Source organism: Streptomyces sp. NPDC051567, from assembly GCF_044454165.1.
In the GTDB taxonomy this organism is placed as follows: domain Bacteria; phylum Actinomycetota; class Actinomycetes; order Streptomycetales; family Streptomycetaceae; genus Streptomyces.
Genome location: NZ_JBITDK010000009.1, coordinates 57,224 through 80,134 on the forward strand (window position 1 = coordinate 57,224; position 22,911 = coordinate 80,134).

General features: G+C 74.5%; 18 protein-coding genes and 1 pseudogene. 10 read left to right on the top strand and 9 right to left on the bottom strand.

The annotated features are described in order from the left end of the window. Positions 1–29 precede the first annotated feature (29 nt). From ACIA5F_RS13020 to ACIA5F_RS13030, 3 genes are all read left to right on the top strand, one after another. Positions 30–722, top strand: coding sequence for a maleylpyruvate isomerase family mycothiol-dependent enzyme (locus ACIA5F_RS13020; RefSeq protein ID WP_399352072.1), 693 nt, complete (start codon positions 30–32; stop codon positions 720–722). 10 nt (positions 723–732) lie between these two features. Further along, positions 733–1,389 carry an MBL fold metallo-hydrolase gene (locus tag ACIA5F_RS13025; protein WP_399352073.1) on the top strand — a complete coding sequence of 219 codons (657 nt, stop codon included), beginning with the start codon at positions 733–735 and terminating at the stop codon, positions 1,387–1,389. Positions 1,390–1,557: 168 nt separating this feature from the next. Further along, positions 1,558–2,880 (top strand): MFS transporter, encoded by a 1,323-nt coding sequence (locus ACIA5F_RS13030; RefSeq protein WP_399352357.1) that lies wholly within the window; start codon positions 1,558–1,560, stop codon positions 2,878–2,880. A gap of 80 nt (positions 2,881–2,960) precedes the next feature. Here the strand turns inward: ACIA5F_RS13030 and ACIA5F_RS13035 are convergent, their stop codons facing one another. From ACIA5F_RS13035 to uvrB, 4 genes are all read right to left on the bottom strand, one after another. Beyond that, a complete protein-coding gene (locus ACIA5F_RS13035; protein ID WP_399352075.1) occupies positions 2,961–3,941 on the bottom strand; it encodes a TerC family protein in 981 nt (326 codons plus the stop codon). Between the two features lie 264 nt (positions 3,942–4,205). After that, on the bottom strand, positions 4,206–6,104 hold the full coding sequence (locus ACIA5F_RS13040) for a TerD family protein (RefSeq protein WP_399352077.1): 1,899 nt from the start codon (positions 6,102–6,104) through the stop codon (positions 4,206–4,208). An 82-nt stretch (positions 6,105–6,186) separates the two neighbouring features. Next, positions 6,187–6,765, bottom strand: a complete 579-nt coding sequence (locus ACIA5F_RS13045; RefSeq protein WP_399352079.1) for a TerD family protein — start codon at positions 6,763–6,765, stop codon at positions 6,187–6,189. A 79-nt stretch (positions 6,766–6,844) separates the two neighbouring features. After that, positions 6,845–9,016, bottom strand: a complete 2,172-nt coding sequence (uvrB, locus tag ACIA5F_RS13050; RefSeq protein WP_399352081.1) for an excinuclease ABC subunit UvrB — start codon at positions 9,014–9,016, stop codon at positions 6,845–6,847. A gap of 238 nt (positions 9,017–9,254) precedes the next feature. Here uvrB and ACIA5F_RS13055 point away from each other — a divergent pair, with 238 nt between their 5' ends. From ACIA5F_RS13055 to ACIA5F_RS13065, 3 genes are all read left to right on the top strand, one after another. Beyond that, a complete protein-coding gene (locus tag ACIA5F_RS13055) occupies positions 9,255–10,199 on the top strand; it encodes a glycerophosphodiester phosphodiesterase (RefSeq protein ID WP_399352084.1) in 945 nt (314 codons plus the stop codon). 47 nt (positions 10,200–10,246) lie between these two features. After that, the gene (locus tag ACIA5F_RS13060) at positions 10,247–10,810 is read left to right on the top strand and encodes a methylated-DNA--[protein]-cysteine S-methyltransferase (RefSeq protein ID WP_399352086.1); all 564 of its coding nucleotides are present in this window, start codon (positions 10,247–10,249) and stop codon (positions 10,808–10,810) included. A 319-nt stretch (positions 10,811–11,129) separates the two neighbouring features. Beyond that, positions 11,130–12,440, top strand: coding sequence for an MFS transporter (locus ACIA5F_RS13065; protein ID WP_399352088.1), 1,311 nt, complete (start codon positions 11,130–11,132; stop codon positions 12,438–12,440). A gap of 40 nt (positions 12,441–12,480) precedes the next feature. On the opposite strand, the gene ACIA5F_RS13070 is transcribed toward ACIA5F_RS13065, so the two are convergent. Continuing rightward, entirely contained in the window at positions 12,481–12,873 is a 393-nt protein-coding gene (locus ACIA5F_RS13070; RefSeq protein ID WP_399352090.1) for a cupin domain-containing protein, read from the bottom strand. Between the two features lie 318 nt (positions 12,874–13,191). Here ACIA5F_RS13070 and ACIA5F_RS13075 point away from each other — a divergent pair, with 318 nt between their 5' ends. Continuing rightward, positions 13,192–14,124 carry a pseudouridine-5'-phosphate glycosidase gene (locus ACIA5F_RS13075; protein WP_399352092.1) on the top strand — a complete coding sequence of 311 codons (933 nt, stop codon included), beginning with the start codon at positions 13,192–13,194 and terminating at the stop codon, positions 14,122–14,124. Next, positions 14,121–15,020, top strand: a complete 900-nt coding sequence (locus ACIA5F_RS13080; protein WP_399352094.1) for a carbohydrate kinase family protein — start codon at positions 14,121–14,123, stop codon at positions 15,018–15,020. Before ACIA5F_RS13075 ends, ACIA5F_RS13080 begins: the two co-directional genes overlap by 4 nt. Positions 15,021–15,112: 92 nt before the next feature. Here the strand turns inward: ACIA5F_RS13080 and ACIA5F_RS13085 are convergent, their stop codons facing one another. Then, positions 15,113–15,772 (bottom strand): uridine kinase, encoded by a 660-nt coding sequence (locus ACIA5F_RS13085; RefSeq protein ID WP_399352096.1) that lies wholly within the window; start codon positions 15,770–15,772, stop codon positions 15,113–15,115. Between the two features lie 91 nt (positions 15,773–15,863). Between ACIA5F_RS13085 and ACIA5F_RS13090 the strand changes: the two genes are divergently transcribed. Continuing rightward, complete coding sequence (locus ACIA5F_RS13090) at positions 15,864–17,309, top strand: WGR domain-containing protein (RefSeq protein ID WP_399352098.1); 1,446 nt, start codon at positions 15,864–15,866, stop codon at positions 17,307–17,309. A 25-nt stretch (positions 17,310–17,334) separates the two neighbouring features. Here ACIA5F_RS13090 and ACIA5F_RS13095 read toward each other — a convergent pair whose 3' ends face one another. Next, a complete protein-coding gene (locus ACIA5F_RS13095) occupies positions 17,335–17,703 on the bottom strand; it encodes a cupin domain-containing protein (protein WP_399352100.1) in 369 nt (122 codons plus the stop codon). A gap of 146 nt (positions 17,704–17,849) precedes the next feature. Between ACIA5F_RS13095 and ACIA5F_RS13100 the strand changes: the two are divergent. Continuing rightward, positions 17,850–18,497, top strand: a pseudogene (locus ACIA5F_RS13100) (DUF2293 domain-containing protein); the annotation flags it as partial. 344 nt (positions 18,498–18,841) lie between these two features. Here the strand turns inward: ACIA5F_RS13100 and ACIA5F_RS13105 are convergent. Then, a complete protein-coding gene (locus tag ACIA5F_RS13105; protein ID WP_399352102.1) occupies positions 18,842–20,047 on the bottom strand; it encodes an SWIM zinc finger family protein in 1,206 nt (401 codons plus the stop codon). Further along, on the bottom strand, positions 20,044–22,881 hold the full coding sequence (locus ACIA5F_RS13110) for an SNF2-related protein (RefSeq protein ID WP_399352104.1): 2,838 nt from the start codon (positions 22,879–22,881) through the stop codon (positions 20,044–20,046). Before ACIA5F_RS13110 ends, ACIA5F_RS13105 begins: the two co-directional genes overlap by 4 nt. Positions 22,882–22,911 lie beyond the last annotated feature (30 nt).

A 22,911-nucleotide genomic window follows, 5' to 3' on the forward strand; every position in this document is an offset into this window, starting at 1 on the left:
AGAGCCCTTGAAGCACTAGGCTCGGCCCCATGAACGATCATGTGCACGACCTGCGATCGGTACGTGAGGCCACCGCGCGGCTGCTGAGCGCGGTCGCGGAACTGGACAACGCCGCACTCGCCGGGGAGTCACACCTCCCCGGCTGGACGCGCGGTCACATCCTGGCGCATGTCGCCCGCAACGCCGACGCCCTCGTCGAGGTCTTCGAGGGCCGTCCGATGTACGTGAGCGCCACCTCGCGCGAAGCGGACATCGCGCGCGACGCGGGCCGCACCCTTGAGGAACACCTCGCGGACCTCCGTGATTCCGGGGCCCGCTTCCTGGCCGCCACCGAGTCCGCCCAGGACTGGTCGCGCCCGGTCGAGCTGCGCAACGGCGTCACGGACCGGGCCGCGAACGTCCCGTTCCGCCGGCTGATCGAGATCGAGCTGCACCACGTCGACCTGGACATCGGCTACGGGCTCACCGACCTCTCCGACGAGTTCACGGCCCGCGAGACCGCCTTCCTCGCCGACCGCTGGTCGGGCCGGGCGGACGTGCCCCCGGTGACGCTGACCGCGTCCGACCGTGACGGGGTGTGGCGCACGGGCGGCGCCGAGGGCGCCCCGGTCACCGTCTCCGGCCCGGCGGCCGGGCTGCTCGGCTGGCTGGCCGGCCGCGGCCCCGGGGGCGCCGGCCTCTCCACCGAGGGCGGCCCCCTGCCCGCCCTCCCGCCGCTCTAGGATCAGGGGCATGACGTACAGCGGAGCAGTCAAGGTCGGCGGTCCTGCCGACGTGCACGAGCTCACGGACCTGATGATTTCCAAGGTCGCCGTGGGCCCGATGAACAACAACGCCTACCTGCTGCGGTGCCGGGCCACCGGCGAGCAGCTGCTCATCGACGCGGCGGCCGAGCCGCACACCCTGCTGAGCCTGATCGGGGACGACGGCATCGCCTCCGTCGTCACCACCCACCGGCACGGCGACCACTGGGGCGCACTGCGCGAGGTGGTCGACGCGACCGGGGCGCGCACCTACGCGGGCCGCTACGACGCCGAGGGCATCCCGGTCCCGACCGACGTCCCCGTCGAGGACGGGGACACCCTGCGGGTCGGGCGGGTCGAACTGACCGCGCGGCACCTGACGGGGCACACCCCCGGCTCGATCGCCCTGGTCTACGACGACCCGCACGGGCACCCGCACCTGTTCACCGGGGACTGCCTCTTCCCCGGCGGCGTCGGCAACACCTCGGGCGACGCCGAGGCGTTCGCGCGGCTGCTCGGCGACGTCGAGGAGAAGCTCTTCGGGCGGCTGCCGGACGAGACCTGGGTCTACCCGGGCCACGGCGGCGACACCACGCTCGGCGCCGAGCGCCCGCACCTGGCCCAGTGGCGCGAGCGCGGCTGGTAGAGGGCCCCTCCCGTCAACCCCGGAGCGGGGTGAACTCCTTCCGGTGGAGGTCGGCCGAACGCGCCTCCCCGGGGCCGGGGAGGGGGTACTTGCTGCACCATGCGCCACGTACCCTCCCCCCGGTCCGCGAAACCCTCCGGCACCGCGCCCTCCACCGCCCCGCCGGGCATGCTGCGGATCGCCCTGGCCGCCCTCGCCGGCACGGCCATCGAGTTCTACGACTTCTTCGTCTACGGCACGGCCGCCGCCCTCGTGCTCGGCCCGCTCTTCTTCCCGTCCTTCTCCCCGCTCGCCGGGACCCTCGCCGCCTTCGGCACCTTCGGCGTCGGCTTCCTCGCCCGCCCGATCGGCTCGGCGGTCTTCGGCCACATCGGCGACCGCTACGGCAGACGCCCGGTCCTGCTCGGCTCCCTGCTCCTCACCGGCCTCGCCACGGTCGCGGTCGGCTGCGTGCCCACGTACGCCTCGATCGGCCTGGCCGCGCCGGTCCTGCTGCTCGTGCTCCGCTTCCTGCAGGGGCTCGGCCTCGGCGGCGAGTGGGGCGGCGCGGTGCTGCTGACCGCCGAGCACGCGCCCGAGAACAAGCGGGGGCTGTGGTCGAGCTTCCCGCAGACCGGCCCCTCGGTCGGGTTCCTGCTGGCCAACGGCGTGATCCTGGCACTCTCCGCGACCTTGACCGACGCCCAGTTCACCTCCTGGGGGTGGCGGGTGCCGTTCTGGGGGGCGGGGCTGCTGGCACTGGCCGGACTGTGGCTGCGCCGCTCGGTGGAGGAGACCCCGCAGTTCAGGACGCTCGCCGAGACGGACCGGCGGGCGGAGGCCCCGCTGACCGAGGTGGTGCGCGACCACTGGCGGCTGCTCCTGCTGACCGGCGGGGCGCTCACCGTCGGGTACGCCGTCTTCTACGCGGTCACCACCTGGTCCCTCTCCTACGCCACCGAGCGGCTCGGCGTGGCGCGCACGGTGATGCTGGCCTGCATCATGGCGGCGGTCGCGCTCAAGGGCCTGGTGACCCCGCTGGTCGCGATGATCGGCGACCGCCACGGCCGCCGGCCGCTCTGCCTGATCGGCTGCGCGGCCTGCGCGCTGTGGATGTTCCCGCTGGTGGCGCTGTTGCGCACGGGGGACCCGCTGCTGATGACGCTGGGCTTCACGGGTTCCCTGCTGAGCATGGTGACGATGTTCGCGGTGGTGGGCGCGTACCTCCCGGAGCTGTACGCGCCGCGCATCCGCTGCACGGGAGCGGCGGTGGGCTACAACCTGGGCGGGGTGCTGGGCGGCGCGCTGACCCCGGTCGTGGCGACGGCGCTGGCGGACGGCTCCGGGCCGCCGTGGGGCGTCGCGGTGTACCTGACCGCGGTCGCCCTGCTCAGCCTGGGCTGTTTCGCGCTGCTGCCCGAGACCGGCCCGGCGGTGGTGCGGGACCGGCCGGAGGCGGGGGCGAAGGCGGACACGGGAACGGGGGCGGCTGAAGCAGCCGCCCCCGTGTAGCCCCGCAGGGCGAGCGGGAGCGCGAGACCCTGGTCCCGCGCTCCCGCGATCGTTCGAGTGTCCGAACGTCCCCGAAGGACTCAGACGTCGATGCTCTCCGAGCGGGCGGCCTCGGCGGCCGCCTGCTTCTTCGAGGCGATCAGGCTGGTGATCGTGGTGATCACCAGGACACCGCAGATGACACCCAGGGAGACCGGGATGGAGATCTGCGGGACGTGCACACCGGACTCGTGCAGGGCGTGCAGCACCAGCTTGATGCCGATGAAGCCCAGGATGACCGACAGGCCGTAGCTGAGGTGGACCAGCTTCTTGAGCAGGCCGCCGATCAGGAAGTACAGCTGACGCAGACCCATCAGGGCGAAGGCGTTGGCGGTGAAGACGATGTACGGGTCCTGGGTGAGGCCGAAGATCGCGGGGATCGAGTCCAGGGCGAACAGGATGTCGGTGGTACCGATCGCGAGCATGACCACCATGAGCGGGGTCATGATGCGCTTGCCGTTCTTCTTGATGAAGAGCTTGGTGCCGTGGTACTGGTCGGCGACACCGAACTTCTTCTCGACGGACTTCAGGAGGCGGTTCTCCTCGAAGTCGTCCTCGTCCTCACCGGAACGCGCCTCCTGGATGAGCTTCCAGGCGGTGTAGATCAGGAACGCGCCGAAGATGTAGAAGACCCAGGAGAAGTTGGTGATGATCGCCGCACCGGCCGCGATGAAGATCGCGCGGAGCACCAGGGCGATCAGGACACCGATGAGCAGCACGCGCTGCTGGAGGTGCGAGGGCACCGAGAACTTCGCCATGATCAGGACGAAGACGAAGAGGTTGTCGACACTGAGCGACTTCTCGGTGATGTACCCGGCGAAGAACTCCTGGGACGCCTGGCCGTTGCCGAAGATCAGCAGGCCGATACCGAAGAGGGCGGCGAGGACGATCCAGACGATCGTCCAGATGCCCGCCTCCTTGACCGAGACGTCATGGGGCTTGCGGCCGATGAAGAAATCGGCGCCGATGAGGATGCCCAGACCGAGAATGGTCAGCACCCAAAGGGTCAATGAAACGTCCACTATTCACACGCCTCCGGCGGATGGCTCAGCACATGGTCAGCGTCATCGCTGCCGGAGGTCTCTTCCACCCTGCCGGCCGGGAGGCCGGGGGCCGGCGCCCCGGGACCGGTGACAGTCCGTATTGACGAGAACGCCGCGCTGGAAATAGCAGGAATACTCCCCTCCGCAGGGACAGAGTACCCGGGGCGGGGAGAGAAGGTAAAGAGCTGCCAAAGAGGGGTGGGTCACGGGAACGCGCGGCGGGCCGGGGCCGTCCCGGCCCGCTCAGGGGCGCGTCTCCCGGCGGGCCGCCGCGATCCGGTCGAGTGCCTGGTCCAGGACGTGGCTGCCCGGCGGGGGAAGATCCGGTTCGAAGGTCCAGGCGTGACCGACCCACGGATCGGCGAGATGGTGGTCCGGCACCGGCGACAGCCGCATCAGCGAACGCCAGAGCGGGTCCAGCAGCGGCCCGTAGGCCGATGCCTCGTCACGGTCCGCCACCATCAGCAGGTGCACCCCGACCGCCGGACCCTCGTCGGCCAGATAGCGCAAACGGGTGACGGAGCGGTCGTCGAAGCCGTGCGGGAAGTCGTGGACGATCAGGAGCTGCGCGGCCGTGTCCACATCCGGCGGAAGGTCCTCGGGCGCTCCGGCCCGCAGCGCCATCTGGACGAGGTCCACCCGCCGGGTCAGCCGTTCCAGGGTCCCGGCGACCCCCGCGGCCCCGGCGGCGGCCGGCCCGGCGGTCGCCCCGGACCGGACGAGCGGGGCCAGCTCGGCGGCTCCGGCCCCGGCCGCGTCGACGACGTGGACGCGGAGCCGGCCGGTGGGGTGGACCGCGAGCAGCCGTACGGCGAGCGCGACGGCCTGTTCCCTGGCGGCCCGGCGCAGCCGGTCGGTGTCCATGGTCATCGCGGCCTCGGAGCCGGTGCGGCCGTTGTCGATCCAGATCCCGCGCTCCAGCGGGAGCCGGACCAGCATGGGGATGCGCAGGCCGGGCGCCTCGGGCAGGTGCAGCTCCCCCAGGCGTACGGCGAGCGGGGTCTGCGCGGGCGCCAGGGGGCCGTGCCAGACGGGGCTGTCCCAGCGGGCGTAGGCGGCCGGGAGCGCGGGCTCGACCACCTCGGACTCGGCGGTGAGCTGGGTGAGGTCCCGGTCGAGGACGGCCCGGGCCCGGTCGGCCAGCTCGTCGCGGCGGGCCCGCGCGGTGGCGCGGGCCCGGTCGCCGGAGCCGCCGAGGCGGTGGCGGGGGTCGGCGAGGGCCTGGTCCAGCTCGCGGTCCATGCGGGTGTCGGCGAAGTCGACGGCGCCCCGGTAGGCGGCGGCCGAGCGGGTCAGGTCCTCGAACATGCCCCAGACCTGGTTGTGGAGCCGCTCCTCCAGGGACCAGCCGTCGGCGTCCCCGGCGACGGGGTGCGGGGCCCGGCCCGGCTCCGGGGGCGGGGTGGCGGTACGGGGCGCCGGCTCGGGCGGTTCGGTGGCGGCCGGGCGGCGGCGCGGGTGGGCGTAGCTGACGGCGGGCGGGGCCCCGGCGGCGGTCGGCCCGGCCCCCGCGGGGACGGCGACCGGCGGGGACGCGGCGGGAGCGGCGGGGGCCGGGCGCTCCGGTGCGGCCCGGTCCGGGGCGGCGGGGGCCGGGGTCGGGGCCGTCCGCAGGGCGGCGGTGGCCAGCGCGGTGGCGTCCGGTGCGGCCAGTCCGCCGTCCGCGAGGAGCGCGCCGAGGCCGTCCGCGTACCCCTGGCCGACGGCGCGGACCTTCCAGTCGCCCTGGCGCCGGTACAGCTCCAGGGCGACCACGGCGGTCTCGTCGGCCAGGCCGGTCAGGGTGAAGCAGGCCAGTTCGGCGCCGTCCGGGTCGGCCACGGACACGTACGGGGCGGGGACCGCGCCGAAGCACGCCGGTCCGCCCGGCGCCAGTACGAGCAGCACCCCGATCCGGTGCACGGTCCCGGCCACGGCGTCGAGGTCGGCGGGGAAGGCGTGCCGGGCGGCGGGCTCCCCGGGGACCCGTACGCCCGGCAGCGACCGGGCGTACGGGTGGGCCAGCGCCTCGGGGCCGGCGTACCGGCCGTCCGCGTCGGCGAACGAGGCCAGGGCGAGCACGGGTGTGCCCGCCGAGACCCTGATCTCCACCCGGCTCCGGGACACGGGGTGGTTCTGTCCCCGGACCAGTTCGGCCGTCATCGTGCAGCCCCTCCCCCGTGACCTGCTTCTCTTGCTTCTCCGGGTCCGCCCGGCGTGCGGCGCGGCCCGTGCCGGGCGGTTCCTACAGGTGCGGCAGGATCGACGGCATCAGGTCCTGGAAGGTCCGGCCGTTGGCCGGGTTGCCCAGGGCCGTCATCTGCCAGCCGGTACCCACGCGGGACACCTTCGCCATGATCTGCGCGGTGTACTGGCCGCCGCCGTCGAGGGTGTAACGGGCCAGTTCCTGGCCGTTGGTCTCGTCGACGATGCGGCAGAACGCGTTCTGCACCTCCTGGAACGTCTGGCCGGTGAAGGAGTTCACCGTGAAGACGATCTGGTCGATGTGGACCGGCACCCGCGGGAGGTCGACGAGGATGGCCTCGTCGTCCCCGCCCTGGCCGACGCCGCCGACGAGGTTGTCACCGGTGTGCCGGACCGAGCCGTCGTCGCTCTGGAGGTGCCGGAAGAACACCACGTCCACCGGCTGCTTGTCGGCGAAGAGCACCGCCGACGCATCCAGGTCGATCTCCCGGGTCCGGGAACCGAACAGCCCCCGGCGCTTCGCCGCCTGCCAGCCGAGGCCCATCCGGACGGCGGTCAGCGTTCCCCCGTCCGCCTTCTGCAGACTGATGGCCTGACCTTTGGTCAAATTGACGGACACGCGCTGTCCCCTTTCCCGTAGCCACCCCCAGGCAGCGAGTACCTGCGGCTGTGCACCAACCCTACTGACCGCCCCCGCCTCAGGCGAGGCCCGCTTCCTTCATCTGCCGCAGCTCCTTCTTCAGTTCGCCCACCTCGTCCCGGATGCGGGCCGCCACCTCGAACTGGAGCTCCGCCGCGGCGCCGCGCATGCGCTCGGTCATCTGCTCGATGAGCGCGGCCAGCTCCGCGGCGGGCCGGTCGGTGAGCACCGCGCCGGCCTGCGCGCCCTTGCCACCCTTGGCCCCCTTCGCGGCGCCCGCCGCCTTGCCCGCCCTGGTCCGGTCCGCCTTGCCGCCGAGCGCGGGCACCGGCGCCTTGGCGGCCTTGCCGTCCTTCGCCTGCCGGTAGCCGGTGCCGAGGAGTTCCTCGGTGTCGAGCTCCTCGCGGGCCAGGGTGGCGACGATGTCGTTGATCTTCTTGCGCAGCGGCTGCGGGTCGATCCCGTTGGCCGTGTTGTACGCGATCTGCTTCTCCCGGCGGCGGTTGGTCTCGTCGATGGCCTTCTCCATCGCCGGGGTCATCTTGTCCGCGTACATGTGGACCTGGCCCGACACGTTGCGCGCCGCGCGGCCGATGGTCTGGATCAGGGAGGTCCCGGAGCGCAGGAAGCCCTCCTTGTCCGCGTCGAGGATCGCCACCAGCGACACCTCGGGCAGGTCGAGGCCCTCGCGCAGCAGGTTGATGCCGACCAGGACGTCGTACTCGCCGGCCCGCAGCTCGCGCAGCAGCTCGATCCGGCGCAGGGTGTCCACGTCGCTGTGCAGGTAGCGGACCTGGATGCCGAGTTCCAGGAAGTAGTCGGTGAGGTCCTCGGACATCTTCTTCGTGAGCGTGGTGACCAGGACCCGCTCGTCCTTCTCGACCCGGGTGCGGATCTCGTGCACCAGGTCGTCGATCTGGCCCTCGGTGGGCTTGACGACCACTTCCGGGTCGATGAGGCCGGTGGGGCGGATGATCTGTTCGACGAAGCCGTCGCCGCGCGAGAGCTCGTACTTGCCCGGCGTCGCGGACAGGTAGACGGTCTGGCCGATCCGCTTCTGGAACTCCTCCCACTTCAGCGGCCGGTTGTCGAGCGCGGACGGCAGCCGGAAGCCGTGGTCGACCAGGGTCCGCTTGCGCGAGGCGTCGCCCTCGTACATCGCCCCGATCTGGGGCACGGTGACGTGCGACTCGTCGATGACGAGGAGGAAGTCCTCGGGGAAGTAGTCGATGAGCGTGTTGGGCGCGGAGCCGCGCTCGCGGTCGTCCATGTGCAGCGAGTAGTTCTCGATGCCGGAGCACGAGCCGATCTGCCGCATCATCTCCAGGTCGTAGGTGGTGCGCATGCGCAGCCGCTGCGCCTCCAGCACCTTGCCCTGCTTCTCCAGCTCGGCCAGGCGCTCGGCGAGTTCCGCCTCGATGCCGGTGACCGCCTTCTCCATGCGCTCGGGCCCGGCGACGTAGTGGCTGGCGGGGAAGACGTACAGCTCGCGGTCCTCGCTGATGACCTCGCCGGTCAGCGGGTGGAGCGTGGAGAGGGCCTCGATCTCGTCGCCGAACATCTCGATGCGGACGGCCAGTTCCTCGTAGACCGGGAAGATCTCGATGGTGTCGCCGCGCACCCGGAAGGTGCCCCGGGTGAAGGCCACGTCGTTGCGGGTGTACTGGATGTCGACGAAGCGGCGCAGCAGCTGGTCCCGGTCCGTCTCCTCGCCCACCTTGAGGGAGACCATCCGGTCGACGTACTCCTGCGGGGTGCCCAGGCCGTAGATGCAGGAGACCGAGGCGACGACGATGACGTCGCGCCGGGTCAGCAGCGAGTTGGTCGCGGAGTGGCGCAGCCGCTCCACCTCCTCGTTGATCGAGGAGTCCTTCTCGATGTAGGTGTCCGACTGCGGTACGTACGCCTCGGGCTGGTAGTAGTCGTAGTACGAGACGAAGTACTCGACGGCGTTGTTCGGCAGCAGCTCGCGGAACTCGTTCGCCAGCTGGGCGGCGAGCGTCTTGTTCGGGGCCATCACCAGGGTGGGGCGCTGGAGCTTCTCGATCATCCAGGCGGTGGTCGCCGACTTGCCGGTGCCGGTCGCGCCCAGCAGGACGACGTCCTTCTCACCCGCACGGATGCGCTTCTCCAGCTCGGCGATGGCCGCCGGCTGGTCGCCGCTGGGCTGGTAGGAGCTGACGACCTCGAAAGGCGCCACCGTGCGTTCGATCTTCGATACGGGCCGCATGGGTCAACCGTACGACCCCCCACTGACACCCACGCGTCCGCGCTGGTCCGGGGCGCCCCGGCGGCTCCCGGCGGGTGGGCCTCTCTGCTCTCGTCTGGGCTGTTTGTCGTAGTTCGGTGGCGGCCCGGTGATCTTCCGCCCCATGATCGCCGTACAGCCGTGGGACGCCCCGCCGCAACGTCCGGCGCCCCGCACCCGTTTGCGCGGGGACAGGGCTCACGACCCGAGGAGAACGCGCATGTACGTCGTCCGATCCACCACCGCGGCCTGCACCGCCGCCCTGCTGGGCCTCACCCTGGCCGTCCTGGGCCCCACGGCCTCCTCCGCCACCACCACCCCGGTACCGGCTCCCGCCCCCGCCGGGCCGTCCGTCCCCGGCGTGTACGCCCACCGGGGCGCCTCCGCGTACGCCCCGGAGAACACCCTCGCCGCGATCGACCGGGCGCGGCAGCTCGGCTTCGACTGGGTGGAGAACGACGTCCAGCGCACCAAGGACGGCGAGCTGGTCGTGATCCACGACGACACCCTGGCCCGGACGACCGATGTCGAGCAGGTGTTCCCCCATCGCAAACCCTGGCGGGTCAAGGACTTCACGGCGGCGGAGATCGCCCGCCTGGACGCGGGCCGCTGGTTCGGGGCCCGGTTCGCCGGACTGCGGGTACCGACCCTGCGGGAGTACCTCGACCGGGTGCGGCACAACCGGCAGCGGCTGCTGCTGGAGATCAAGAAGCCGGAGCTCTACCCGGGGATCGAGCGGCAGGTCCTGGACACCCTGGACGGGTCGGGGTGGCTGGACGGGCAGTCCGCGGGCGGGCGCCTGGTCGTGCAGAGCTTCAGCGCGGACAGCGTCCGTACCGTCCACAGGCTGCACCCGGGCCTCGTGACGGCCTTCCTGGGCACCCCGCCGGTCGCCGACCTGCCCCGGTACGCGGCGTTCACCGACCGGATCAACCCGTGGCACACGACGATCTCGGCCGAGTGGGTGGCGGCGGTGCACCGGCTGCGGGGGGCCCACGGCCGGCCCCTGGAGGTGGACACCTGGATCGTGGACGACGCGGAGACCGCCCGGAAGGTCCGGCGCATGGGCGTGGACGGGATCATCACCAACGCCCCGGACGTCGTCCGGGAGGCGGTGGGCGGGGCCGACGGGGCTGCGGGCGGGGTCCGGGCCCTGGCCGGGTGAGCGCGGGCCCGTCCCGCGCTGTCGGTACCCGGCCGTACCGTGGACGGGTGGACAACACCGAGCGGCCCCGCGGGCCGCACCTCGAATGGACCGTCGTCGCCAGCGGCATCGGTCCCCTGCTCCTGGCCGCGACCCCCGAGGGCCTGGTCCAGGTCGGGTTCCATGCCGGGCCCGGCCGGGTCGACGCGATGATAGGCCCGCTCGTCTCCCGGCTCGGCGCCGACGCCCGGCGGCCCGCACCGGGCGAGGAGGTCCTGCTGGCCGAGCCGGTACGCCAGCTCGCCGCGTACTTCGCCGGCACGCTCCGGCGCTTCGACCTGCCGCTGGACTGGCGGCTGAGCTCCGGCTTCAACCGGCAGGTGCTCCAGGAACTGGACCGCGGCGTGCCGTACGGGACGGTCGTCGGGTACGGGGAACTGGCCGCCCGGACCGGCCGGCCCGGCGGGGCCCAGGCGGTGGGCAACGCCATGGGCTCGAACCCGCTGCCGGTGGTGGTGGCCTGCCACCGGGTGGTGGAGAACGACGGGGGCATCGGCGGCTTCGGCGGCGGCGTGGAGGCCAAACGGCACCTGCTCGCCCTGGAGGGGATACTCCCGCAGCCCCTCTTCTGAAACACCGGGGGGGGCGGGGCGGGCGGGGGCGCGTGGGGCGGGGCCCTCCCGGGGTGGCGTGCGGCCCCTCCCGGGGCGTGGGGCGGGCGGTGCGAAGCTCGGTCGGCCCGTGGGACGGGCGGTGTGGCGGGAGACGGCTGCGGCCTGTGGTTTTCCCGAGCGCGGGGGCCGCTCCGGGGCCGGGAAACGGCCGGGCCGCATACTCGGTTCCGCCTTTCGGTAAGGGGTGCGAGACTGCTGCGGTGACTACTCCTGCCGCCGCCCCAGGCCGCGCCGCGCCCGCCCCAGCAGCCCCAGGCCCCCGCAGGGGGTGTACGGCGTGACCGCCTCGCCCGAGACCTCCCGGACGGCTCCGCCCATCGACCTCGCGGAGCTGCCCCGGCTCCGGCGCCGCACCTCCACGGTGCTGATCACGAGCCAGATCCTGGGGAGCCTCGGCGTACCCATCAGCATCACCTTGACCCCGGCGCTCGCGACCGAGGTCAGCGGCAGCGAGGCCCTGTCCGGCCTCGCCTCCACCGCCTCCGTGATCGGCGCCGCCCTCGTCTCGCTGCCGCTCGCCGCCCTGATGACCGCCCGGGGCCGCAGGCCCGGCCTGGTCCTGGCGTACGCGATCGGCGCGGCCGGCGCGGGTCTCGTCGTACTCGCCGCCGCGATCAAGAACTTCCCGCTGCTGATGGTCGGCATGGCCGCCTTCGGCGCCGCCTCGGCCGGTGGCCTCCAGAGCCGGTTCGCCGCCGCCGACCTGGCCGCCCCGGACCATCGGGCCCGGTCCATCGCCCTCGTCGTCTGGGCCGCCACGATCGGCGCGGTGCTCGGCCCGAACCTCTCCGCCCCCGCCAGCCACGGCTTCGCCGGCACCTCCATACCCGAGACGGCGGGCCCCTTCGTCTGGGCCGGCGCCGTCTTCCTGCTCACCGGCGCGCTGCTCGCCGTGTTCCTGCGCCCGGACCCGCTGCTGACGGCCCGGGCCCTGTCCGCGCCCGGGGAACAGACCCGTGAGGGCCGCTCGCTGCGCGCCGGACTCGCCGCCGTCAAGGCGTCCCCGCGGGCCCGGCTCGCGCTGGTCACCGTCGCGGTGTGCCACACCACCATGGTCTCGATCATGGTGATGACCCCGGTCGACCTGGGCCACCACGGGGCCGGGCTGGAGCTGATCGGCCTGGTGATCAGCGGCCACATCGCGGGCATGTACGCCTTCTCGCCCGTCATGGGATGGCTCGCCGACCGGCTGGGCCGGCTGTCGGGCATCGGCCTGGCCGCCGGGCTGCTCTCGGTGTCCACGCTGCTCGCCGGCACGGCCGGGGGCGATCACGGCCGGTCCGCGCTCGGCCTGTTCCTGCTGGGCCTGGGCTGGTCCGTCGGGATGGTCTCCGGCTCCGCGCTGCTCACCGACTCGGTGCCGCAGCAGGCGCGGGCCGCCGTACAGGGCCTGAGCGACCTGACGATGAACACGGCCGCAGGTCTGGGGGGCGCCGCCGCCGGACTGGTCATGGCCCAGGCGGGCTACGGCTGGCTGAACGCGATCGGCGCCGCCCTGCTGCTGCCGATGGCCGCGCTCGCCCTCCTCACCGCCCGCCGTCACCCCCTGCCCGGGGCCGCGCGGAAGGGCGGCCGAGGGGGCCGGTAGCCGGACCGGCGGACCCGGCGGACCGGCGGCTTCCGGGGGGTCAGTAGCTGATGTGGTACGCCTTGCGGAGCGTCTCGTGCACGGTCCAGACCGTGCGGTCGCCCTCCCTCAGCACGCAGGCGGAGCCGGGGCCCACCTCCAGGGTCCCGCCGCCCTCGATCTCGATCGTGGCACGGCCCGCGACCACCACGAACAGCTCGTTCGCCTCGGTGTCGGTGACCACGCCCGGGGTGATCTGCCAGATCCCGCGCACCTGGCCGCCGTCCGGGGACTCCCACAGGACCTTGCCCGTGACGACGGGCGCGCCGGAGAGGATCTGCGCGGGGTCGAGCTGCTCGGCCTCCAGCTCCGTGTCCGGGACGTCCGGCACGGAGACGGCGAAGGAGGCAGGAGCGGAGGGAGCAGGAACGGAGGTGCGCTGACCGGGGTTCATGGCGCGCCAGCCTAGTACGGCCGGTACGGACTCCGGGGGTGACGGAGCGTCCAGGAACGGCCCGCCGGAGGCGTCATCCTGTCCAGCGGCCGGACGGAACGGACGGACGGCGGGCGGGGGCGAGAACCGGCCGGTGGCGGACGGTGTCCGCCGGGGCCCTCCGACGGGTCCCCTCCGCCGGGTTCCCTGCGGGGGCGGCGCAGGCGGCGGGCGCTCGCACCGGGCGCGGGGGACGGGCCCCGGCGGATACCGGACAGGCCGCAGCGGGCCTGCCGGAACCGCGTTTGGCGGCGTGAATCCCGTGCCATGGATGGGGACATGTCACCACACACAGCATCCGAGGCACCTGTCCTGTCGGAAGAGGTACGCGAGGCGCTCGACCGGCGGCGTCCCGTCGTCGCGCTGGAGTCGACGATCATCTCGCACGGTCTGCCCCGCCCCCGGAACCTGGCCGTGGGCCTGGAACTGGAGGAGCTGGTCCGCGCGCAGGGCGCGGTCCCGGCGACGGTCGCGGTCGTGGACGGGGTGGCCCACGCGGGCCTGGACAAGGCGCAACTGGAGCGGATCGCGGGCGGCGAGGGCGTGCGCAAGCTCGGCCACCGGGATCTGGCGCCCGCGCTCGCGGCGGGGGTCACCGGGGCGACGACGGTGTCGGCGACGGCCTTCCTGGCGGCGCGGGCGGGGCTGCGGGTCTTCGCCACGGGCGGGCTGGGCGGCGTGCACCGGGAGTGGGCGCGGAGCCAGGACGAGTCGGCGGACCTGTCGTTGCTGGCGCGGACCCGGATCACGGTGGTGTGCGCGGGGGTGAAGTCGATCCTGGACGTACCGGCCACGCTGCAACGGCTGGAGACGCTGGGGGTGGGCGTCCTCGGGTACGGGACGGAACGTTTCCCCGGGTTCTACCTGGCCGACTCCGGCGAGCCGGTGGACTGGACCGTGCACCGGCCCGAGGAGGTCGCGGCGGTGATGGCCGCCCAGGACCTGCTGGGCGGGCCGGAGTCGGCGCTGCTGGTGGCCCACCCGGTCGCGCGGGAGGAGCAGTTGGACCCGGAACTGCACGACCGGGTCCTGGCCGAGGCGCTCGCGGCGTGCGAGGAGCAGGGGATCACGGGGCAGGCGGTGACCCCGTTCCTCCTGGGGTTCCTGGTACGGGCGACGGGCGGGGCCTCGCTGGAGGCCAACCTCGCCGCGGTACGGGGCAACGTGCGGCTCGGGGCCCGGATCGCGAGGGCCTGGGCGGCGCGGACATGAGCGGGGCGGGGGCCCTGCTGGTCATCGGGGACGTGGTGACGGACGTGGTCGCGGTGCACCGGCGACCGCTGGCCCCGGCCACCGACACGGCCGCCCGCATCCGGACCCTCCCGGGCGGCGCCGGGGCCAACGCGGCCTGCTGGGCGGCGCACACCGGGGCGGCGGAGGTGCGCCTGCTCGCCCGGGTGGGCGCGGAGTCGGCGGGCTGGCACGAGCGGGCCCTGCTGGCCGCGGGGGTGAGCCCGCGGCTGGTCGTCGACCCGGCCGAGCCGACCGGGACGGTGGTGGCGCTGGTCGGCGAGGGCGCCGAGCGGACGTTCCTGTCCGACAGCGGGGCCTCGCTGCGGCTCTCCCCCGCCGACTGGACGCCGTCCCTGCTGGACGGGGCGGCCCGGCTGCACCTGTCCGGCTACCTGTTCTTCGCCGACAGCAGCCGGGAACTGGCCCTCGTCGCCTTACGGGCGGCCCGCGCCCGGGGGGTGCCGGTCAGCGTGGACCCCGCCTCGGCCGGGTTCCTGGCCGCGCTGGGCCCGGAGCGCTTCCTCGACGCCGTCGCGGGGTCGGGCGTCCTGCTGCCCAACGAGGACGAGGCACTGCTGCTGGCCGGGCTGCCGGGGCCCGCCGGGGCGGCCGGGGCGGCGGCGGAGCTGAGCCGGCGGGTGCCGCTGGTGGTGGTGACCTTGGGCGCGGCCGGGGCGCTGGTCGCCGAGGACGGCCGGGTCACCGCCGAGGTCCCCGCCCATCCGGCGCGGGCCGTCGACTCCACCGGGGCCGGGGACGCGTTCACCGGCGGGTTCCTCGCGGCCCTGCTGACGGGCGCGGCTCCGGCGGAGGCGGCCCGCACCGGGTGCCGGACGGCCGCCCTGGCGGTCGCCCGGCTGGGCGGCCGTCCCTGAGCCCACCGCGCGGGGCCGGCCCGGCGGGCGGTACGGGGCGGGACGTGGCGCCCGGCGTCGCGGTGCTCGGCGGGCGGCCGTCGGGCGGGGCGTCAGCTCCCCTGCCGGGGGCCGCGGATGCCGGTCCAGGCGGGGTGGCGCGGGTCGTCGGCCCTGACCAGGACGTCCGCGGCCGAGGCGGGGTCGGTGTCGGCCTCGTAGCGCGCGAAGGCGGGCAGGGTCCAGCGCTCGGACTCGGCGGTGCGGCGGGCGAGCGCCCCCGGCGAGAGGCTGATGTGAACGCTGAGGTCGAAGGGGAACCAGTGGCCCAGGAGCAGCGGGCCGTGGACGATCACCACGCCGCCCGGCGGGAGCACGGTGTACGGGGTGCGGGTGGCCCGGTCGGTCACCGGGTCCCAGAGGTCGGGCAGCACCCGGCCGCTGCCGCCGGGGTCGGTCGGGCCGAACACCTCGCGCCGGAGCGCGGCCGTGTCGTACCAGCCGCCGAGGTAGGAGTCCACGTCCTCGCGGCCGTACTCGAAGCGCAGGGAGGCAGGCCGCAGGAAGCCGTCGGCCGCCACCACCAGCACCGGACGGCCGCGCGGCCGCAGGGCGTCGGCGAGCACCCGGGCCGGGGCGGCGGTGCCGGCGGCGGGCGCCCCGTCGATGCCCACCCGCTGCCACGCCGCCGTGCCGGGGCCGCCCGCCCGGTCGTCGAGGTGACCGGCGAGCCGCTCGGCCATCCGCTGCCAGGTGATCGCTTCCAGCTTCACCGGCCCATTGTCAGTGGTGGGCCTTAGCGTTTTGACGAGGGATCACCGGTGTACAGGAACCGGTGGCCCGGCCTTCGGGGAGGGGTCTGTCATGGCTCGGGAGACGACGTATCTGGAGCTGTCCCAGGACGGCGCGGGCGCCCACAAGTTCTACGAGGTGACGGTCGACGGCACGGCCGTCACCGTGCGGTACGGGCGCATCGGCGCGGACGGCCAGGTGCAGAACTCCGCCTTCCCGACCGCCGAGAAGGCGCGGGCCGCCGCCGCGAAGAAGATCGGGGAGAAGGTCCGCAAGGGGTACGCCCCGGCCGTGCCCGGGCAGCGCGCCGCCCGCTCGGTGACCCGCCGCCAGGTCACCTCGGCGCCGTCGACGGCGCGCGCGGTGGCCCCGGTGCTGTGGCGGTTCCGCACCGGCTCCTCCGCCTTCGGCATCCATGTGGACGAGGACCGCTGCTGGGTCGGCAACCAGGCGGGAGACGTGTACACGGTGAGCCACGGCGGTGAGGTGCTGGCCCGGTACTCGCTGCCCGACGGGGTGAAGTGCCTGGTGGCGGACGAGTTCTGGATATACGCGGGCTGTGACGACGGCACCGTGTACGACCTGTCGTCGAAGGTGCCGTTCGCGGCGTACGACATCACGGCGGACACGGACATCTACTGGCTGGACATCCGCGAGGGCGTGCTCAACGTCTCGGACGCGGGCGGCGGTCTGACCGTGATCGACCACGAGGACGAGTACCAGTGGTCCCGGAAGTCCTCCGGGTACGGCGCGTGGATGGTCCGGGCGGACGAGCGGGCGGTCTACCACGGACACGGCGCCGGTGTGACGGCGTACGCCTCGGACGGCAGCGGCGAGCTGTGGCACACCCGGACCGCCGGAGGGGTGCTGTTCGGCTGGCAGGAGGAGTCCGCGGTGTACGCGGGGACGTCCCGCCACACCGTGCAGCGGCTGGCGAAGGCCACGGGCGCGGTCGAGGCCACGTACCCGTGCGACGCGGCGGTCTACTCGTGCGCGACCTCCCCCGACGGCCGGCACGTCTTCGCCGCGGACTCCTCGTCCTCGGTGTACTGCTTCGACGCCGAGGGAAGACGGCTGTGGAAGCTGGGCACGGGCGGCGGTTCGGCGCTCTCCATGCAGTACCTGGACGAGCGGCTGTACCTGGTCACCACGGACGGCTCGCTGGTCTGCGTGGACGCGAGCGAGGCGGCGATCGCCTCCGCCCAGCTGGGTTCGGTCCCCGCCCCGGTGGACGTGAAGTCGGCGGCGGCGCTGCCCGTGTTCACCCCGGCCGCCTCTCCCGCGGCGGTCGCGACGGTCTCGGTGGCCGCGGCCTCCGCGGGCGGTGTGGTGGTGGAGTGCGTCCAGCAGGGCGGCCGGATGCGGGTGCAGGTGGTGTCGGGCGGCTTCGAGCCCACCTGGAACGTGCAGTTCCCGCGCGGGATACGGGAGGCCGGGGCCCGGTACGTGGTGGACGGGCTGCACGCGGCCTCGGGAGGCTTCTACCGGGTGCGCGGGGAGATACGCCGACTCGTGTGACCCGGCCTCGCGGAGGCGGGCGCGCTCACGGGGCGTGCCCGCAGCAGACCCCCGGCGCGGCTCCGTACGGGGCCGGGGCGGATATCGCGAAGGGCGGGCTCTCGGGAAGGACCGGGGTCACGTGGAGCACGACCGGTTCGGTGCCGAGGTTGTGTCCCAGGTGGACGTGGAGGATGCCCGCCCGCTCCACGAAGCGGGTTCCGACCGGATGCACCTGGACGGTGTGGTCGTTCAGGACACGGGTCAAGGTCCCCGCCCTGACCACCGCGTGCAGTTCGACACGGTGGTAGTGCCAGCCCGTACAGCCGCCCGGTGCTATGACGATCTCCCGTACCGGCTGGTCCTTCGCGGCGCGCGCCCTCGGCGGCCCCACCACCGTCTGCCGTCCACGCATGAACCCTCCTCGCCACGGACCGGCCGTGATCCGGTCCGACCGCCTCACGGTAGAAGCAGTTCAGGACATCTCGAAGAACTTGATGAAACACCAACTGCGGCTGTGTACAAAGTGATAAGAGGTGCGCACGGCGGTATCACCTCACCATGAGCCTCATCGTGTTCGAGTCGGCGAAGCGGATCTCCTGCGCGCGGTGCCGGCGGGGCCCGCTCCGGCACCTCGTGCGCGAGGCCGGTGTGCCGCGCTGCCTGGACTGCGCCGACCTCGGGCATCTGGTCTACCTGCCGCGCGGCGACGCGGCGCTCACCCGCCGCGCCCGTGAGGCGAGTTCGCTCTCGGCGGTCGTCGTCCGCTTCGACCGGCGCCGCCGCCGGTACCGGCGTCAGGGGCTCCTCGTCGAGGACGCCGCCCTGGCCCGCGCGGAGCGCGCCTGTCTCGCGGACGCCGAGGCACGGGCCCGCCGTCGCGCCCGTGACCGGCTGCGCCGGGAGGCCGAGGACACCCGGTTCACGGCGGCCTTCGCCGCCGAGATACGCCGGCTGTTCCCCGGGTGCCCGGACGGCCGGGCATCGGCCATCGCCGCCCACGCCTCGGTGCGCGGCAGCGGCAGGGTGGGCCGGAGCGCCGCAGGCCGCGCCCTGGGCGAACCGGCGGTCTCCATGGCGGTCCGGGCCGCCGTGCGGCACGCCGACACCGCGTACGACGCCCTGCTGATGGCCGGGGTCCCCCGTTTCGCGGCCAGGGCCCGGCTGGCCTCGGAGATCGACGCGATCCTCGACGGCTGGCGCACCCCGGCGGCGGGGCCCGGGAACCGGCCCTCCCCGGAGGCCGCCGCCACGAGCGCCCCCGCGCGCGGCGGCGGAAACGACGGCGGCGTGGGCGGCGTGGGCGGAAACGACGGCGGCGTGGGCGGTGGCGGTGGCGGAAACGACGGTGGCGTGGGCGGCCAGGAGCCCCGCTGAGCCCGCGCCGCCCCGGGCCGACGCGGGCCGACGCGGCAGCCGCCGAGCGGCCCGGCCTCGGCTCCGCAGGGCGGGGCAGACCACGGCCCGGCGCCCACCGGAGCCACCGGACTCCGGGCCGACCCGCACCGCAGGACCGGGGCCCCGGCCGGGGCCGGGGCCCTCCCCGGCGAGGGTCAGTGCGGCAGGGCGGTGACAGGGTCCGGGGCGGAGTGGCCGGTGGGCCACCAGTCCTCGGCCTCCGGGCGGGACTCGTAGGCGTACCAGAGCCCGTCACGGCCGAGGCGGAGCTGACGGACCCCGGCGGTGAGACGGTTGCGGTCGGGGCGGAAGGAACCCTGCCCGGCGGCGAGGAGCGCCGGACGGGCCCGGTCGAAGGGACCGGCCGGAGGGTCCCAGGGCTCTTCGAGGACGGCAAGAGCGGGGCGGCCGCCCTGGCGCCAGGCCGACGCCGCCCGCGCCAGGTCGGTCGTGGTGCGCCCGGTCGCACGGGCCAGGTCACGGTAGAGGGCGCGGGCCGCCCCGGTCAGCCCCGCCGTGGGGTGCGCGGAGGCCAGCCGGACGGCGTCCTGCCAGAGGCTGAGCCCCGAGACCGGGTCCTCGGCGGTGGCCAGCAGGGCGAACGCCCTGGCCGCGGCGTCGGAGGCCAGCTGGTCCAGGGCCAGCGGGTCCGGGGCCGAGGCGTCGGCCGGACACGCCTGCGGGTGCCCCACCGCGGCGGGCGCCCCGAGCGGCGCGGGCAGCGGGGGCAGACTCGTACGGGCCCGCGCCGACCGGGCCGGGACACCGGGGAAGTCCGGCGCGGCACCGGACCGCTCACGGGCACCGTGGGCGGCGCTGCGGCGGGCCAGCTCGTCGAGGAGCTCCCGCTCCCCCCGGCCGCGGAGCAGCAGCAGCACGAACGGGTCCTCGTCCAGCATCCGGGCCGCCCGGTAGCAGAGGGCCGCGGCGTGCTTGCACGGCGCCGGACCGGAGTCCGGGCAGGAACAGCGCGGCAGGAGCTCACCCGCGCCGGGCAGGACCGCCCCCGCGAGACCCTCCGGGACCTCCCGCTCCAGCAGCGCGGCCAGCGCGCCGGGATCGGCCGCCACCGCCTCCAGGAGCTCCTCCCACCGCGCGTCCGCGAAGGCCGGGACCAGCAGCTCGGTCCGGTACGGGCGGGGCCGGCCGCCCCGTACGTACGCCACGATCCGGCCGGGCGTGACCGTCACCGCGTCGACCTTGCCCGAGACCGCGTACGCACGGCCCCGGTCCAGGCGGGCCGCGTCACGCGAGACCTTCTCCAGCGCGGCCACCCAGGCCCGGCCCCACCAGCTCACCGCCTCCGCCCCGGCGGGCAGCGTCTCGAAGGTGCGACGGCGGTCGTCGCGCACGGTGATCACGCGGGCCTCCGCAGGGAGACCAGATCGGCCAGCTCCCGGTCGGTCAGCTCGGTCAGCGCCGACTCGCCGGAGCCCAGCACGGCATCGGCCAGGGCCCGCTTCGCCTCCAGCATCTCGGCGATCCGGTCCTCGACCGTGCCCTCCGCGATGATCCGGTGCACCTGGACGGGCTGGGTCTGGCCGATCCGGTAGGCGCGGTCGGTGGCCTGCTCCTCGACCGCCGGGTTCCACCAGCGGTCGAAATGGATGACATGACCGGCCCGCGTCAGGTTCAGACCCGTGCCCGCCGCCTTCAGCGACAGCAGGAAGACCGGGACCTCACCCGCCTGGAACCGGTCCACCAGCTCCTGACGGCGCGGCACCGGCGTCCCGCCGTGCAGGAACTGGTGGGAGATCCCCCGGGCCGACAGATGGCGCTCGATGAGCCGGGCCATGGTCACGTACTGGGTGAAGACCAGTACCGCACCGCCCTCGGCCAGGATCGTGTCCAGCAACTCGTCCAGCAGGGCGAGCTTGCCCGAACGGTGCGGGAGCCTCGGCTGCTCCTCCTTCAGGAACTGCGCGGGATGGTTGCAGATCTGCTTGAGCGAGGCCAGCAACTTCATGATCATGCCGCGCCGCTCGATGCCCTCGCTCGCCCCGATGACGGCCATCGCCTCGTCCACCGCCGCCTGGTAGAGCGAAGCCTGCTCACGGGTCAGCGACACCGGATGGTCGGTCTCCGTCTTCGGTGGCAGCTCGGGCACGATCCCGGGATCGGACTTGCGGCGCCGCAGCAGGAACGGCCGTACCAGCGCGGCCAGCCGGGCCACCGCCGCCTCGTTGCCCCCGTCCTCCTCCTGCTGGTGCTCGACCGGACGCGCGTGGCGCGCCCGGAAGGCGGTCAGCGGCCCCAGCAGCCCGGGGGTGGTCCAGTCCAGCAGCGCCCACAGCTCGGAGAGGTTGTTCTCCACCGGGGTCCCGGTCAGGGCCACCCGGGCCGGAGCCCCGATGGTGCGCAGCGCCTTCGCCGTCGCCGAGTACGGGTTCTTGACGTGCTGCGCCTCATCGGCGACGACCATGCCCCAGCTCCGCCCGGCCAGCTCCGGGGCGGCGGCCCGCATCGTCCCGTACGTGGTGAGCACGAACCCCCCGGCCAGGCCGTCCAGGTTCCGGCCGGCGCCGTGGAAACGGCGCACCGGCGTGCCCGGGGCGAACCTCTCGATCTCCCGCTGCCAGTTGCCCAGCAGCGACGCGGGACACACCACGAGCGTCGGCTCGGGCCGGTCGCGGTGCAGGTGCAGGGCGATCAGCGTGACCGTCTTGCCCAGGCCCATGTCGTCGGCGAGGCAGCCGCCGAGGCCCAGCGAGGTCATCAGGTCCAGCCAGGCCAGACCGCGCGCCTGGTAGTCCCGCAGCGTGGCCTTCAGCGCGGCGGGCTGCGGGACCGGTGCCTGCTCGCCCGTCAGCCGGTCCCGCAGGGCGGCCAGCGCCCCCACCGGAACCACCTCCACCGCCTCCCCCTCGACCTCGGCCGTCCCCGTCAGCACGGTGGCCAGCGCGTCCACCGGGTCCAGCAGCCCCAGCTCCCGCTTGCGGGCCTTGCGCACCAGCTCCGGATCGACCCGCACCCACTGGTCCCGCAGCCGCACCACGGGCCGGTGGGCCTGGGCGAGGGTCTCCATCTCCCCCGGGGTGAGCCGGTCCCCGCCGAGCGCCAGCTCCCAGGAGAAGGCGAAGAGGTGCTCCGCGTCGAAGAAGGGGGTGCCGTCCGTGGCCGAGCCGGGCGCGGTGGAGCGTACGACGGCGGTCGCGGACAGGGAACGGGCCAGCTCGCGCGGCCAGTGGACCAGGACCCCGGCATCCGCCAGCCGGGTCGCGGCCACGCCCAGCAGGTCTTCGAGCTCCGGATCGGACAGGGCCAGGGCATCGGGCACGGGCTGGTCCAGCAGGCGCAGCAGCGGGGGCCAGACCCTGGCCGCCCGGCGCAGCGCGAGGACGGCGTCGATCCGGGCCCGGGGGCCGAACCCGGCGGCGGCGGAACCCGCCCACAGCGCCCCGGCATCGGTGACCAGGGTCGGATCGGCGAGGCTGTGGACCTGGACGACGGCGGCCCCGGCCCGCCGGGTCTCCTCGCCCTCCGCCTCGTCGAAGAGGCGGAAGGCGGAGAGGTCGAGCCGGAGCGAGACACCGACACCGGTGTCGGCCCCGGCCGCGACCCGCGCGGCCCAGTCCCGCATGCCGGGCACCCGCTGCGGCTCCTGTGCGGCGAACGGCCGGCCCGCGGCCACGGGCGCGGCGGGGGTCCGGGGCAGGCTGTCGGCGACGGCGTCCAGGAACGCCCGGACCAGCGCCTCCGGTTCGGGCAGCTGGAGCGGACGGCGGCCCGCCAGCGGGGTCGCGTACCCCTCGTACGGCAGGGCGGCGGCGACCGCGCGGAGGTGGTCGACGTCCCCTGCGTCGAGCGGCCCGGCACGCCAGGCGTCCACCCCCTCGGGGGTGACCCCGGGCAGCAGCCGGCCCCGGGCGACCAGGGTGAGCGCCTGGACGGCGGCGGTGGCCCAGGCGCGGGTGGCGGGGTGCGCGGCGGGGCTGCGGGCCGCGTGGACGAACAGGGGCAGGGCCTCGACGACGGGGAAGGTCACGGCGGGCACGGTCCGGCCGCGGACCCCGTCACCGTGCGGGCGGACGACGGTGAGCGGGACCGGCGTCCCGGCATCGGGCAGGGCGTCGCCGTCCGGCGCCCAGAAGGCGACGCGGCCCTCCCGGGGGACGGCCGCGGGCAGGAAGACACAGGCGTGCCGCAGCAACGCCCGCGCACCCCCGCCCGGCTGCGGCTTCGGCTGCGGTGTCATGGCGTCCCCTCCCCCCGTTTGCTGCGAATG